The 12,460-nt window shown below is 72.2% G+C and carries 16 protein-coding genes; 5 read left to right on the top strand and 11 right to left on the bottom strand.

All coding sequences use genetic code 11. The features are described from left to right. Positions 1 to 14: 14 nt before the first annotated feature. The 9 genes from D9C15_RS08855 to flgA all read right to left on the bottom strand — a co-directional run bounded on the left by D9C15_RS08855 (position 15) and on the right by flgA (position 7,210). Positions 15 to 1,178, bottom strand: coding sequence for an alpha-hydroxy acid oxidase (locus D9C15_RS08855; protein ID WP_127997081.1), 1,164 nt, complete (start codon positions 1,176 to 1,178; stop codon positions 15 to 17). Positions 1,179 to 1,248: 70 nt separating this feature from the next. Then, complete coding sequence (locus tag D9C15_RS08850) at positions 1,249 to 2,163, bottom strand: LysR substrate-binding domain-containing protein (RefSeq protein ID WP_127997080.1); 915 nt, start codon at positions 2,161 to 2,163, stop codon at positions 1,249 to 1,251. A gap of 19 nt (positions 2,164 to 2,182) precedes the next feature. Next, positions 2,183 to 2,872, bottom strand: coding sequence for a cupredoxin domain-containing protein (locus tag D9C15_RS08845; RefSeq protein WP_127997079.1), 690 nt, complete (start codon positions 2,870 to 2,872; stop codon positions 2,183 to 2,185). Positions 2,873 to 2,884: 12 nt separating this feature from the next. Further along, a complete protein-coding gene (locus D9C15_RS08840) occupies positions 2,885 to 3,361 on the bottom strand; it encodes a group I truncated hemoglobin (RefSeq protein ID WP_240668341.1) in 477 nt (158 codons plus the stop codon). A 13-nt stretch (positions 3,362 to 3,374) separates the two neighbouring features. Continuing rightward, positions 3,375 to 4,280: a DUF3034 family protein gene (locus tag D9C15_RS08835; RefSeq protein ID WP_127997078.1), complete on the bottom strand. Its 906-nt coding sequence runs from the start codon at positions 4,278 to 4,280 to the stop codon at positions 3,375 to 3,377. Between the two features lie 95 nt (positions 4,281 to 4,375). After that, entirely contained in the window at positions 4,376 to 5,611 is a 1,236-nt protein-coding gene (gene dinB, locus D9C15_RS08830) for a DNA polymerase IV (protein WP_127997077.1), read from the bottom strand. Positions 5,612 to 5,677: 66 nt separating this feature from the next. Next, the gene (locus tag D9C15_RS08825) at positions 5,678 to 6,061 is read right to left on the bottom strand and encodes a hypothetical protein (protein ID WP_127997076.1); all 384 of its coding nucleotides are present in this window, start codon (positions 6,059 to 6,061) and stop codon (positions 5,678 to 5,680) included. A gap of 23 nt (positions 6,062 to 6,084) precedes the next feature. Then, a complete protein-coding gene (gene flgM, locus D9C15_RS08820; protein WP_127997075.1) occupies positions 6,085 to 6,399 on the bottom strand; it encodes a flagellar biosynthesis anti-sigma factor FlgM in 315 nt (104 codons plus the stop codon). Between the two features lie 124 nt (positions 6,400 to 6,523). After that, positions 6,524 to 7,210 carry a flagellar basal body P-ring formation chaperone FlgA gene (flgA, locus tag D9C15_RS08815; RefSeq protein ID WP_127997074.1) on the bottom strand — a complete coding sequence of 229 codons (687 nt, stop codon included), beginning with the start codon at positions 7,208 to 7,210 and terminating at the stop codon, positions 6,524 to 6,526. A gap of 153 nt (positions 7,211 to 7,363) precedes the next feature. On the opposite strand from flgA, the gene flgB reads away from it, so the two are divergent. The 5 genes from flgB to flgF are packed head-to-tail and all read left to right on the top strand — an operon-like array spanning position 7,364 to position 10,876. Further along, positions 7,364 to 7,768, top strand: a complete 405-nt coding sequence (flgB, locus tag D9C15_RS08810) for a flagellar basal body rod protein FlgB (protein WP_127997073.1) — start codon at positions 7,364 to 7,366, stop codon at positions 7,766 to 7,768. A gap of 10 nt (positions 7,769 to 7,778) precedes the next feature. Further along, entirely contained in the window at positions 7,779 to 8,183 is a 405-nt protein-coding gene (gene flgC, locus D9C15_RS08805; RefSeq protein ID WP_112186421.1) for a flagellar basal body rod protein FlgC, read from the top strand. Positions 8,184 to 8,185: 2 nt separating this feature from the next. Then, positions 8,186 to 8,830 (top strand): flagellar hook assembly protein FlgD, encoded by a 645-nt coding sequence (locus D9C15_RS08800; RefSeq protein WP_127997072.1) that lies wholly within the window; start codon positions 8,186 to 8,188, stop codon positions 8,828 to 8,830. Between the two features lie 25 nt (positions 8,831 to 8,855). Beyond that, on the top strand, positions 8,856 to 10,121 hold the full coding sequence (flgE, locus tag D9C15_RS08795; RefSeq protein ID WP_127997071.1) for a flagellar hook protein FlgE: 1,266 nt from the start codon (positions 8,856 to 8,858) through the stop codon (positions 10,119 to 10,121). Positions 10,122 to 10,150: 29 nt separating this feature from the next. Further along, the gene (flgF, locus tag D9C15_RS08790) at positions 10,151 to 10,876 is read left to right on the top strand and encodes a flagellar basal-body rod protein FlgF (RefSeq protein ID WP_127997070.1); all 726 of its coding nucleotides are present in this window, start codon (positions 10,151 to 10,153) and stop codon (positions 10,874 to 10,876) included. Here the strand turns inward: flgF and D9C15_RS08785 are convergent. Further along, positions 10,782 to 11,546, bottom strand: a complete 765-nt coding sequence (locus tag D9C15_RS08785) for a protein-methionine-sulfoxide reductase heme-binding subunit MsrQ (RefSeq protein ID WP_127997069.1) — start codon at positions 11,544 to 11,546, stop codon at positions 10,782 to 10,784. The genes flgF and D9C15_RS08785 overlap by 95 nt on opposite strands. 3 nt (positions 11,547 to 11,549) lie before the next feature. Next, positions 11,550 to 12,440, bottom strand: a complete 891-nt coding sequence (gene msrP / locus D9C15_RS08780) for a protein-methionine-sulfoxide reductase catalytic subunit MsrP (protein WP_127997068.1) — start codon at positions 12,438 to 12,440, stop codon at positions 11,550 to 11,552. Positions 12,441 to 12,460: the final 20 nt, after the last annotated feature.

Raw genomic sequence — 12,460 nt, 5'->3', positions numbered from 1 at the left:
GTGTAAGTTTGGCGTCAGCTTCCGGAAAGGCCCGGGGCGGTGCCCGGCACCAGGATGTCTCGCGTGACCTGGGTCAGTTGCGTGTGGCCGCAGAAGGCCATCGTCACGTCGAGCTCCTTGTGGATGATCTGCAGGGCCTTGGTGACGCCGGCCTCGCCCATCGCGCCCAGGCCGTAGACCATCGCGCGGCCGATCATCGTGCCGCGCGCGCCCAGCGCCCAGGCCTTCAGCACGTCCTGGCCGGAGCGGATGCCGCCGTCCATCCACACCTCGAGCTTGTCGCCCACCGCGGCGACGATCGCCGGCAGCGCCGCGATGCTGGAGGGCGCGCCGTCGAGCTGGCGCCCGCCGTGGTTGCTGACCACGATCGCGTCGGCGCCGGCCTGCGCGGCGAGCACGGCGTCCTCGACCTCCATGATGCCCTTGAGGATCAGCTTGCCGCCCCACTGCTCCTTGACCCAGGCCACGTCGGCCCAGGACAGGCGCGGGTCGAACTGCTCGTTGGTCCAGGCCGACAGCGAGCGCATGTCGCTCACGCCCTTCACGTGGCCGACCAGGTTGCGGAAGGTGTGGCGCCTCGTGCCCAGCATGCCCAGGCACCAGCGCGGCTTGGTGGCCAGGTTGATGATGTTGCCGAGCGTCGGCCGCGGCGGCGCGGTCAGGCCGTTCTTCAGGTCCTTGTGGCGCTGGCCGATCACCTGAAGGTCCAGCGTCAGCACCAGCGCGCTGCACTTCGCCGCCTTGCAGCGCGCGATCATGCGCGCCATCGCGTCGCGGTCGCGCATCATGTAGAGCTGGAACCAGAACGGCGCCGTGGTGTTCTCGGCGATGTCCTCGATCGAGCAGATGCTCATGGTCGAGAGCGTGAACGGGATGCCGAACTTCTCGGCCGCACGCGCTGCGTGGATCTCGCCGTCGGCATGCTGCATGCCGGTCAGCCCGACCGGGGCGATGGCCACCGGCATCTTGACCGGCTGGCCGACCATGCTGGTCGCGGTGCTGCGGTTCTCCATGTTGACCGCCACGCGCTGCCGCAGCTTGATCCTCTGGAAGTCCGACTCGTTGGCGCGGTAGGTGCTCTCCGTCCACGAGCCGGAGTCGGCGTAGTCGTAGAACATGCGCGGCACGCGCTTCTCGGCCAGCACGCGCAGGTCCTCGATGTTCGTGATGACGGGCATCCGCGGTCTCCTCGGTCTTGGAATGGCCGCGATCCTAGCGGCGCCCCGCGCCGGAGCGCCGGAAAGATTTTCAGGTGCCGCGCGAAACCAGCGCCAGCGCCTGCGCCGCCACCGACTCGCTGGTGGCCACCAGCCAGTCGGCGAAGCGCTGCGCCGCGCTGCCCGGCGCATGCGGCAGCAGGTAGTACTGGTGCGCCGGCACGGCGGTCAGCCGGAACACCGGCACCAGCGTGCCGGTCTCGAGCCAGTGGCGCGCCAGGCTCGGGCGCGCCAGCGCGATGCCCTGGCCGGCCACCGCGGCCTCGAGCGTCAGCCCGAGGTCGACCAGGCGCGGCCCGCCGCTGGGCTCCGGGCGCACCAGGCCGGCGGCGGCGAACCAGGGCGTCCAGGGTTCGATCGGCGTGCGCAGCAGCGGCGCGCCGTCCAGGTCGGCCGGGGTGCGCAGCGGCGCCAGGCGCTGCAGCAGCGCCGGCGCGGCCAGCGGCAGCACCACGTCGTGCATCAGCACCCGGCCGCCGTGCGCGGCGGCGTCGCCATGGCGCACCTGCACGTCGGCCTCGCCCGGTGCCACGTCGAGGTAAGGGATCGAGAGCACCACCTCCAGTTCGATCTCCGGATGGGCGGCGCCGAAGGCCTCGAGCTGCGGCACCAGGATCTGGCGTGCGAAGGTCGGCGGTGCGCTGACACGCAGCTTCTCGCTGCGCTGCACCGCGCGCTGGTGCAGCGGCACCGCGGCCAGCAACCCGAGCGCGGCGCCGACCTGCGCCAGGTACTCCTTGCCGGTGGCGGTGAGCACGATCGGCTTGGCGCCGCGCGTGAACAGCGGCGTGCCGAGCAGGTCCTCCAGCGCGGCGATGCGCTTGCCCACGGCGCTGGCGGTGACGTTCAGCTCGTCGGCGGCGCGCTCGAAGCTGCCCAGCCGCGCCGCGGCCTCGAAGGCACGCAGGCCGTCGATCGAGGGAAAGCGGACGTCCGGCGCGGCCATGCCGCGATTGTCGCCCCCGTCAGCGGCGGCGCGGGCGCGGCACGAAGTTCAGCTGCGCGCTCGCCTGCAGCGGTGCGGCGCCGAGCTGCAGGCGCTGCGTGGCCTGCTCCTGCAGCTGGTCGGGATGCCACAGCGCCAGCTCGACCGCGCCCTCGGGCAGCTGCTCGAGGCGCGCCTGGCCGCTGGCGTCGGTCTTGGCGAACCAGGGGGTCGGCGCGACGTAGACCTGCCCGCGCATCGAGCCGTGGATGTGGCACCCGAGCCCGATCGGCCCCGGCTGCGAGACCGTCACGTCCTGCTGCGTCACCGGGTTGGCCTTGCGCCGGACGGTGCGCGACTGGTACTCGTCGGCCGGCGCCGGCGCGGCATCGGCGGCGGCATCCAGGCGCAGCTCGAAGCTGGCCGCCGGCGGCGTGCTGCCCAGCGGGCCGCTGGGCATCGAGCGCACATGATGGTCGTAGCCGTCGCGGTTGACGAAGCGCAGCGTGCTGCCGGCCGGCACCACGGTCAGGAAGGGCACGAAGCGCAGGCCTTCCTGCGCGATCACCACCGGCTGCGGCGCCGGCACGGGCGCCGGGCGGGTCGCGGTCTCGACCAGCACCACGACGTCGGGCACCGGCTTGCCGTCCTTGTCGGTCACGCTGACCTGCAGCGTGCCGGCCAGCGCCGGACCGGCAGCGAAGAGCAAGGCAAGGGCGGCACGGTGCATGGGGCGGTCTCCTCAGGGCTTGTTGACGATGTCGCGGTGCATCGGCGCGAGCTGCGCGAGCAGGCGATTCTGGGCCCCGAACGGGATGCCCTGGGCCGCCATCGATGCCTGCAGCACCTCGACCAAGGCGTTGAAGTCGGCGCGGCCGATGTCCATCGCCTCGTGGGCCTGGCGCATGTCCGGACCGTTGCGCCGGCACGGCCCACCGGACACCTCGCAGAACTGCAGCACCAGCTCCTGCTTCACGTGCGGCAGGTCGGCATCGGCGAAGAAGGGCTTCATGCGCGGGTCGGCCAGCAGCCGCTCGATGAAGTCGTCCATCAGGCGCTGCAGCCCGGGCTGGCCGCCGAAGGCCCGGTACAGGCTGTCGTCGGCCGGGACGGGCGGCACGTAGGGCATCTGCGTCTGGGTCTGCGCCTGCACCTGGGCGAAGGCGGCGGCCAGCGCGATCACGCCGGCGAACAGGGGGCGGGTGAGCGGGTTCTTCATCGTCGTTCCGGGGTCACAGGGCGAGCTGGACGGACAGGTAGCCGCCGCGCTGGCGGCGCGGCTGCACGGCCGGCGCGATGCGGCCGAGGTCGACCCAGGCCAGCGTCAGCGACACATGCTTGTTCGGTGCCCACGCGGCGAACAGGTCGGCCCAGTCGTCCTCCTGCAGCGCGCCGGCGCCGAGCACCGACGCGTTCAGGTTGTCCGGCTTGGCGCGGAACTCGAGCCCGACCGCCAGGTCGCGTGCCAGCAGCTTGGCCAGCGAGAGCTCCGGCAGCACCCGCGTGCCGTCGGCCTGCGCGCCGCCGAAGCCGAGCAGGCCGCCCTGGTTGGCGCGGGTCGCGCGCAGCGTCAGGTTGGCCAGCACGCCGTGGGCCAGCAACAGCTTGGTCGCGCTGAGATAGAGCTCGGTGCCCGAACGATCGGCGCCGAGCGCGCCGGTCAGCGTGGGTTCCAGGGCGCCGCTGTCGCTGCGCTTGTGCAGCAGGCCGACGGCGAGCTGCGGAAACCAGGTGTCGCTGTCGAGCACCGCATCGCCCGCCAGGCGCAGCTTGACGCCAAGGATGTCCTGCTTCAGGTGCAGCCCGGGCAGACCGAGCGGGGCGAGGTTGTCGCCGGCGTCGAAGTCCTGCCGCGCCAGCGACAGCTCGGCGCGTTCGCCCAGGCCCAGCGCGGCGCCCCAGGACGTCAAGGCGTAGTCCTGCGTGATGACGCGGGTCGCGAAGGCGGTCGCGCCGACCTCGCCCTGGGTGGCGTAGCTGCCGGTCACGGCCCAGGGGGTGAGGCCGCCGCCGGCCGCGCCGTCGATGGTGCTGACGCCGCCAGTCAGCAGCAGCTTGCCGCGCCCCAGGGACTGGGCCTGGGCGCCGGCCAGTGCGAGGCCGAGGCCGAGCACGGCCACGGCGGTACGGATGGACATGGGCACGGGCTCCGGGTGGATGCGGGTCAGTACGCGAGCGTGGCGCAGCCGGATCAACCCGGATGCGGGCAAAACGCACGGATTGACCGGCCAGATCAGCGGCTCTCGAGCGCGTCGAACAGCGGCAGGCCGTAACGCGGGGCCGGCTCGGCGACCCCGGCGGGCGTCTCCGCGGCAGGCTCGGCAGCCGGGTGCGGCGCGACCAGGTCGGCCAGCTTCGCCAGCGCGCCGGCACGCACCCCGAGCAGGCGCAGGCGGCGCGTCAGGTCGACCCGCTTCAGGCACAGGCCGGCGGCGCGCCGGATCGCGCGCGCGTCCATCGTGTGGGCAGGCAGGGTGAGGTCGCGCGTGACCGACTTGAAGTCGTCGAAGCGCAGCTTGATGCCGATGGTGCGGCTGGCGTAGCCCTTGCGCTGCAGGTCGCCGGCGAGCTCGACGCACAGGCCGGTGAAGATCTCCGACAGCGCGGCGCGGTCGCGCACCGCGTGCAGGTCGCGCTCGAAGGTGGTTTCGCGCGAGATCGAGACCGGCTCGCTGTGGGTGACCACGGGCCGGTCGTCCTCGCCACGGGCCATCTGCGCCAGCCAGCCGCCGTAGTGCGCGCCGAACTGCCGCACCAGGAAGGCCGGCTCGGCCGCGGCGATGTCGCCGATGGTGTGCAGCCCGAGCGCGGCCAGCTTCTCGCTCGCCTTGGGCCCGATGCCATTGACCTTGCGCGCGGCCAGCGGCCAGATGCGCGCCGGGATGTCCTCCATGCGCAGCAGGGTCAGCCCGTCCGGCTTGTCGAGTTCGGAGCACAGCTTGGACAGCAGCTTGTTCGGCGTGATGCCGATCGAGCAGCTCAGGCCGGTGGCCTCGCGCACCGCCTGCTTGAGCTGCTCTCCGATGCGCCGGCCGCCGTCCTCGTGCACACCGGGCAGCTCGCTCAGGTCGATGTAGATCTCGTCGATGCCGCGGTCCTCGACCTGCGGCGCGATGGCCCGCACCGCGGCCTTGAACTGCTTCGAGTACTTGCGGTACTCGTCGAAGTCGACCGGCAGCAGCACCGCGTCGGGCGCCAGCCGGGCGGCCTTCATCGTGCCCATGGCCGAGAACACGCCCAGCGCGCGCGCCTCGTAGGTGCTGGTGGTGATCACGCCGCGGCCGGTGTACTCGCGCAGCGTCGCGAAGCGGCGCGTGCCGTCGGGCAGGGTCTGCGGCTGGTGGCGGCGGCCGCCGCCGATCACCACCGGCCGGCCGCGCAGCTCCGGGTAGCGCAGCAGCTCGACCGACGCATAAAACGCGTCCATGTCGAGGTGGGCGATGAGCCGGGGGGCGCCGGGGCTGTACATGCATACAGCATAGCGGCGCCACGGTGGGCCGGCAAGGCAGCCGGCCGGTCGGTCGTCAGGAGGCGATCAGGCCTGGATCACGCCGCCGTAGGCGCGGGTGGCACCGCCCGCGCCGGCGTAGACGCTCGGGGGCTCGCGCGGCAGCAGCACGTCCATCGCGCGGTCCAGCGCGGCGGTGGCGCGGGCCAGCGATTCACGCTGCGCGGCCACCAGGCCGCTGGTGCTGGCCAGGCGCAGCCGCAGCGCCTGCGGCAGCGGGCCGTTCTTCGCGGCGCGCGCGAACTGGTCCACCGCCTGCGTCAGCGCCGCATGCAGGGCGCTGGACTGGGTTTCGATGCCGGCCAGGTCGCGCAGGCGCAGGGCTTCGCCCAGCGCCGCCAGGCGCTGGTCCACGGCGGCCAGCGCTTCCTCGAGCCGCGGGTCGACGCGGCCGTCGTTCGAATCGGTCATGGGTGGTCCGTGGGGCGGGCGCCTCAGCGCGGCGTCTTGCCCAGCAGTTCCTGGGCGTTGGCGATCAGCTTGTCGGCGATCGCCTCGGCGTTCACCTGGAAGCTGCCGTCGGAGATGGCCTGCGAGATGCGTTCCACCTTGGCGGCGTCGAACTCGGCGTTCTCCGCCGTGCCGCGCAGCGCCTCCGCGCCACTGGACAACTGCACCTTGACGCTCGGGTCGGCGCTGGTGGCGGCCGCCTTGGACTTGTCGACCGGCGCGCGCTCGCCCTTGGCCTGGGCGACGTTGCCGTCCACCGGGGCCGTGTTGCGCTTGTCTGCGGGGTTGCCGATCTTCATGGTGCTCTCCAGGGTCCGGAGGGGTGCTCCGTCACAACCGTGATGGTTGGGGTATCGGAGCCTGGCGCTGTGACTTTAGGCCTTTTTCGCGGCAACCCGTGTTCCGGGGGGTGGGCCGGGATGCTCACAAATTCACCTCCACGCGCCGTTCACCCACCGGCGTGCCGGAGATCACCCGGCCGCGCTCGGTGCGCACCCGCGCCGGCTGGCCCTCGATGCCAGGCGTGAGCGCCTGCGCCTCGCCCGACACGGCGAAGCCGCGCCCCTGGGCCACCACCACCACCGTCTCGCCGGCGGCGAACCATTGACGGGCCTGCAGGTGCGACTGGCGCAGGCTGGCGCCCGGCTGGAGCGCCCGGGCCAGCGTGCGGCCCACCGCGAGCTCGCGCTGGCGCAATGCCACGGAAGCGTCTTCGGCCAGATCGACCTCGGCTTGAGCCAGGTCGCCGGGTGCCAGCACGCTGCCCGCCGGCAGCGCCCGGCTGGCCACCAGGGCCGGGCCGAACACCTTCACGGTGACGGGCAGGTAGACATTCCAGCGTGTCGGCCCGCGCAGGCAGCGCAGGCCGATGCGGCTGCGGCCCCACAGCTTCGCGCCGGAGGGCAGGTAGGGTTCGATCTGCTCGCACGGCGCCAGGCGCAGGCGTGCGTCGAGCGCGCCGAACTGCACGTCCACGCGCAGCGCGCCCTGCTCGCCGGCGCCGCGCAGCACCAGCGCGCGTGCCTCGTCCAGCCAGGGCGCGTCGGCCCGCGCCGCAGGGGCGGCGACGAACAGCAACACGAAGAGCAAGGCCCTGGCCCAGGTTTCCATGCCGGCACTGTAGGACGCGGGACCGGCGCGCGAGGGATCGAAATGGGCGGCAAAGCGCGCGCTTATCCGGCTTAGGTCGCGCGGGGCCCGCCCAAACAATTCCGTTCACATCGCGTCACCGGATTTGCCGGTCGCAAGACTTGGAGCCGGCCCATGCTGAACCGCCTCACCGACACGCTGAACTTCCAGGGCCAGGCCCTGGTGCTGCGCTCGGAGCGCCAGCGCCTGCTGGCCAGCAACATCGCCAACGCCGACACGCCGGGCTACCAGGCGCGCGACTTCAGCTTCGCGCAGGCCCTGAACGAGGCCACCGGCGGCGGCCTGACCCGCAGCACGCTGCAGGCCAGCCAGCCCGGCCACATCGCCGCGGCCACCGGCGTGCGTGCCGAACCGAACCTGCTGTACGCCACCGCGAGCCAGACCAACCTGGACCGCAACAACGTCGACATGGACCGCGAGCGCGCGGCCTTCGCCGACAACAGCGTGAAGTACGAAGCCACGCTGCGCTTCATCAACGGCAACGTGCGCACGATGCTCGACGCCATCAAGGGCCAGTGAGGTCTGAACCATGTCGATGTTCAACATCTTCAACGTCTCGGGCAGCGCGGCCTCCGCGCAGAGCCAGCGCCTGAACGTGACCGCCAGCAACCTGGCCAACGCCGACACCGTGGCCGGGCCGGACGGCTCGGCCTACAAGGCGCGCCAGGTGGTGTTCCAGACCGAGCTGATGGGCGCCACCGGCGCGGCCGGCGTGAAGGTCAGCACGATCCAGGAAGACCAGACCGCCGGGCGCCGCGTGCACGACCCCAAGCACCCGGCGGCCGACGCCGAGGGCTACGTCACCTACAGCAACGTCAACGCGGTGGAGGAGATGGTCAACATGATCTCGGCCTCGCGCTCCTACCAGAACAACGTCGAGGTGATGAACACCGCCAAGAGCCTGCTGCTGAAGACGCTGCAGATGGGGCAGTGATCATGGCCGTCTCCTCCGTCTCCAACACCTCCTCGGCGCTCGACGCGAGCGGCCTGACCGGTGGCAACGCCGCCGGCGGCGCGGACCGCTTCCTGAAGCTGCTGGTCGCGCAGATGCAGAACCAGGACCCGCTGAACCCGATGGACAACGCGCAGGTCACCAGCCAGATGGCGCAGATCAGCACGGTGACCGGCATCGAGAAGCTGACCAGCACCGTCTCCGGGCTGACCAGCCAGTTCATGCAGATGCAGGCGCTGCAGGGCGCCAGCCTGGTCGGCCGCGACGTGATCGTGCCGGGCAACCTGGTCGACATCAACGACGGCGTCGGGCAGGGCGGCTTCGAGCTGACCGGGCCGGCCGACGCGGTCAAGGTCGAGATCCTCTCGCCCTCGGGACAGATCGTGAAGACGCTGCAGCTCGGCGCGCAGAGCGCCGGCACGCACAGCTTCGACTGGGAGGCCGGCAGCGCCACCAACGACAGCGGCCTGAAGTTCCGCGTCACCGCCACGCGCGGCGGCGTCGAGAGCAAGCCGACCCCGCTGATGCGCGACCACATCGACGCCGTCAGCACCACCGGCAACGGCTTCCGGCTCGAGCTCGCGCGCTCGGGCAGCACCGCGTACGACCAGGTCGTCGCCTTCAACTGACCACCGATCACCACAGGGAACCCCCATGAGCTTCCAGCAAGGCCTCTCCGGACTGAACGCGACGAGCAAGAACCTCGAGGTGATCGGCAACAACGTCGCCAACGCCAACACCTTCGGCTTCAAGTCGGCGCGCGCCGAGTTCGCCGACATGTACGCCACCTCGATGAACGGCACCGGGGCGAGCAACATCGGCATCGGCGTCAACCTGGCCGCGGTGGCGCAGCAGTTCACCCAGGGCAACATCGTCACCACCGAGAACCCGATGGACCTGGCGCTCAACGGCGCCGGCTTCTTCCAGGTGACCGACGGCCGCAGCCCGGTCAGCTACACGCGCAACGGCCAGTTCAAGGTCGACCGCGACGGCTGGGTCGTCAACAACGCCGGCGAGCGGCTGCTCGGCTACCCGGCCGACGGCACCGGCATCATCCAGCCCGGCACCGCCGCGCCGCTGCGCATGCCGACCTCGGGCATCGACCCGGCGGCCACCGAGGACATGCGCATCCAGATGAACCTGGACTCGCGCAAGGCCGTCACCCTGCCGGCCAGCGGCCCGCAGATCGTGCTCAACGACCCGAGCACCTACAACGACGCCACCTCGGTGACGGTGTTCGACGCCAAGGGCCAGGACGTAGCGCTGACCTACTACTTCCAGAAGGCCGCCACCGACAGCTGGAACGTCTACGTCACCGCCAACGGCGCGCCGATCAGCGTCGACGGCAGCGGCAACCCGCTGCCCTCGACCACGCTGACCTTCCCCGCCAACGGCAGCGCGCCGACCGCCCCGACCGGCCCGGTGACGCTCAACATCCCGGCCTCGACGAACGCGAACGGTGCGCAGACGCTCGCCATCCCCGGCATCCAGCTCGACGTGTCCGAGACCACGCAGTACGGCTCGGCCTTCGCGGTGACCGACCTGACGCAGGACGGCTACGCGCCGGGCCAGCTGGTGGGCATCCAGTTCGAGCCCAACGGCATCGTCACGGCGCGCTACTCGAACGGCCAGTCCAAGCCGGCCGGCCAGGTGGAGATCGCGACCTTCCGCAACCCGCAGGGCCTGCTGCCCATGGGCGGCAACGGCTGGCAGCGCAGCTTCGCCTCGGGCGAGCCGGTGCTGGGCGTGCCGGGCGACGGCAACCTGGGCGTGATCCAGTCCGGCGCGCTGGAGGAATCCAACGTCGACCTGACCGGCGAACTGGTCAACATGATGACCGCGCAGCGGGTCTACCAGGCCAACGCCCAGACCATCAAGACGCAGGACCAGGTGCTGCAGACCCTGGTGAACCTCCGCTAGACCTGATCACCCGCTGAGGGAGGCCCCGCATGGACCGCATGATCTACCTGAGCATGGCCGGCGCGAAGGCCACCATGCAGCGCCAGGACGTGCTGGCCAACAACCTGGCCAACGCCTCGACGACCGGCTTCCGTGCCGAGCTGCACGCCTTCCGCGCGGTGCCGGTGCAGGGCAGCGGCGCCAGCACGCGGGTCTATGCGCTCGAGTCGACGCCCGGCTACGACGATTCGCCCGGCGTGGTGGGCAACACCGGTCGCAACCTCGACGTGGCGATGCGCGGCAACGCCTGGCTGGCGGTGCAGGGGCTCGACGGCACCGAGGCCTACACGCGCAACGGCGCGCTCGACGTCTCGGCCGACGGCACGCTGGTCACCCAGACCGGCCTGACCGTGCTGGGCGACGGCGGGCCGATCCAGGTGCCGGCCGGCAGCGAGGTCAGCATCGGCGCCGACGGCACCGTCAGCGCGCGCGCCGCCAACGGGCGCAGCAGCAACGTCGGGCGGCTCAAGCTCGTCACGCCCGAGGCGCCGCTGGAGCGCGGCACCGACGGCCTGTTCCGCGCCGCCGACGGCGACCTGCCGGCCGACCAGACGGCACGCCTGCAGGACGGCGCGCTCGAGGGCAGCAACGTCAGTCCGGTCGAGACCATGGTCGCGATGATCACCGCGGCGCGACAGTTCGAGGCGCAGATGCGGATGGTGCAGACGGCCGAGAGCAACGAGAAGTCGGCGGCGCAGCTGCTGTCGCTCGGCTAGCGCCCCGTTCCGGCACCTCGGTGGCCGGAGCGCGCTCGCCGCGCCACCAGGCGTGCAGGCGCAGCGCCAGCAGCACCAGCAGCAGCGTGCCGGTCGTCCACGGCGCGGTGTGGCCGTGCCTGGTGTGGGTCGCGTCGTGCAGCAGCGCGAGCAGCGCCGCCGGGTGCACCAGCAGGTGCAGCTTGCGCCAGCGTCCGCCGAGCACGCGCATCGCGGCGTTGGTCGAGGTCGCCGCCAGCGGCAGCAGGAGCACCCAGGCCGCCAGGCCGAGCGCGACGAAGCGGCGCTCGCGCAGGTCGTGCATCAGCTGCTCGAGGTCCAGCCCGAGGTCCAGCACGACGAAGAAGCCCAGGTGCAGCGTGGTGTACGCGAACGCGGAGACACCGAGCAGCCGGCGCAGGCGCACCAGGCGGTTCCAGTCCGACACGCGCCGGCCCCAGCGCGCCTCGAGTCGGCGCGCCACCGCCACCGACAGGCGGCGCAGCGGCGTGACGGCCAACGTGGCCAGCAGCAGCGACACCGCCGCCAGCCCGCTGACCGACATCAGCCGCGCGAGCGGGTCGGCACCGAGCCGGCCGGTGCCCGCCAGCAAGGCCAGCCAGGCCGCGGGCGCCAGGCAGGCGGCCCAGGCCAGCAGGCGCAGCAGCGTGAAGCTGCCTGGCCGGCCCATCGATCAGAAGTGGACCGAGAGGTCCATGCCGCTGTACAGCGAGGCCACCTCGGCCGCGTAGCCGTTGAAGGGCAGGGTGGGCCGCTTCGACAGCTCGCCCAGGCGCAGCTCGCGGCGCTGCGACCAGCGCGGGTGCGCGACCTCCGGGTTGACGTTGGCGTAGAAGCCGTACTCCGACGGCGCGGCCTTGCTCCACGAGGTGAGCGGCGGGTGCTCGACCAGCCGGATGCGCGTGATCGCCTTGATGCTCTTGAAGCCGTACTTCCACGGCACCGCCAGGCGCAGCGGCGCGCCGTTGGCGGCCGGCAGCGCGCGGCCGTAGGCGCCACTCACGAGCAGCGTCAGCGGGTGCATCGCCTCGTCGATGCGCAGCGCCTCGCGGTACGGCCAGTCGAGCACCGGCTGGCGCTGGCCGATCATCTCGGACGGCCGGTGCAGCGCAACGAACTCGACGTACTTCGCCTTCGAGGTGGGCTGCGCCTGCGCCAGCAGCGCGGCGAGCGGCAGGCCCTGCCAGGGCACGACCATCGCCCAGCCCTCGACGCAGCGCAGCCGGTAGAGCCGGTCCTCGGGCGCGAAGCGGCGCGTCAGCTCGTCGATGTCCCAGGTGCGCGGGCGCTCGACGGCGCCATCCACGCTGACGGTCCAGGGCCGCAGGCGCAGCTCCTCGGCGAGCTGCCAGACCACGTCCTTGGCGGTCGTGAACTCGTAGTAGTTGTTGTGGCGCGAGACCTGCTCGGGCGGATTGGGCACGAGCGGCGCCTCGCCGGCCGGCGCGGCGGCCCGCGCCGGCAGCGCGGCCGCGGCGGCCAGGCCGAGCCCCGCGCCGAGCAGCTCGCGCCGCGCGCGCCACACCCGCTCGGGCGTGGTCTCGCTGGGACGGGGGGCGGACATCGCCGCGACGCGCGTGCCGC

The organism is Piscinibacter defluvii, assembly GCF_004011805.1.
GTDB classification, from domain to species: Bacteria; Pseudomonadota; Gammaproteobacteria; order Burkholderiales; family Burkholderiaceae_C; genus Piscinibacter; species Piscinibacter defluvii.
Note: the sequence above shows the minus strand (reverse complement) of the source record. Positions and strands in the feature narration are given on the sequence as shown.

Coding starts and splice junctions, on each gene's coding strand:
- D9C15_RS08840 (WP_240668341.1), bottom strand. CDS start 3,361: ATGAAGAACCCGCTCACCCGCCCCCTGTTCGCCGGCGTGATCGCGCTG.
- D9C15_RS08825 (WP_127997076.1), bottom strand. CDS start 6,061: ATGACCGATTCGAACGACGGCCGCGTCGACCCGCGGCTCGAGGAAGCG.
- D9C15_RS08835 (WP_127997078.1), bottom strand. CDS start 4,280: ATGTCCATCCGTACCGCCGTGGCCGTGCTCGGCCTCGGCCTCGCACTG.
- D9C15_RS08850 (WP_127997080.1), bottom strand. CDS start 2,163: ATGGCCGCGCCGGACGTCCGCTTTCCCTCGATCGACGGCCTGCGTGCC.
- msrP (WP_127997068.1), bottom strand. CDS start 12,440: ATGTCCGCCCCCCGTCCCAGCGAGACCACGCCCGAGCGGGTGTGGCGC.
- flgF (WP_127997070.1), top strand. CDS start 10,151: ATGGACCGCATGATCTACCTGAGCATGGCCGGCGCGAAGGCCACCATG.
- flgM (WP_127997075.1), bottom strand. CDS start 6,399: ATGAAGATCGGCAACCCCGCAGACAAGCGCAACACGGCCCCGGTGGAC.
- dinB (WP_127997077.1), bottom strand. CDS start 5,611: ATGTACAGCCCCGGCGCCCCCCGGCTCATCGCCCACCTCGACATGGAC.
- flgB (WP_127997073.1), top strand. CDS start 7,364: ATGCTGAACCGCCTCACCGACACGCTGAACTTCCAGGGCCAGGCCCTG.
- flgE (WP_127997071.1), top strand. CDS start 8,856: ATGAGCTTCCAGCAAGGCCTCTCCGGACTGAACGCGACGAGCAAGAAC.
- D9C15_RS08800 (WP_127997072.1), top strand. CDS start 8,186: ATGGCCGTCTCCTCCGTCTCCAACACCTCCTCGGCGCTCGACGCGAGC.
- flgC (WP_112186421.1), top strand. CDS start 7,779: ATGTCGATGTTCAACATCTTCAACGTCTCGGGCAGCGCGGCCTCCGCG.
- D9C15_RS08845 (WP_127997079.1), bottom strand. CDS start 2,872: ATGCACCGTGCCGCCCTTGCCTTGCTCTTCGCTGCCGGTCCGGCGCTG.
- flgA (WP_127997074.1), bottom strand. CDS start 7,210: ATGGAAACCTGGGCCAGGGCCTTGCTCTTCGTGTTGCTGTTCGTCGCC.
- D9C15_RS08785 (WP_127997069.1), bottom strand. CDS start 11,546: ATGGGCCGGCCAGGCAGCTTCACGCTGCTGCGCCTGCTGGCCTGGGCC.
- D9C15_RS08855 (WP_127997081.1), bottom strand. CDS start 1,178: ATGCCCGTCATCACGAACATCGAGGACCTGCGCGTGCTGGCCGAGAAG.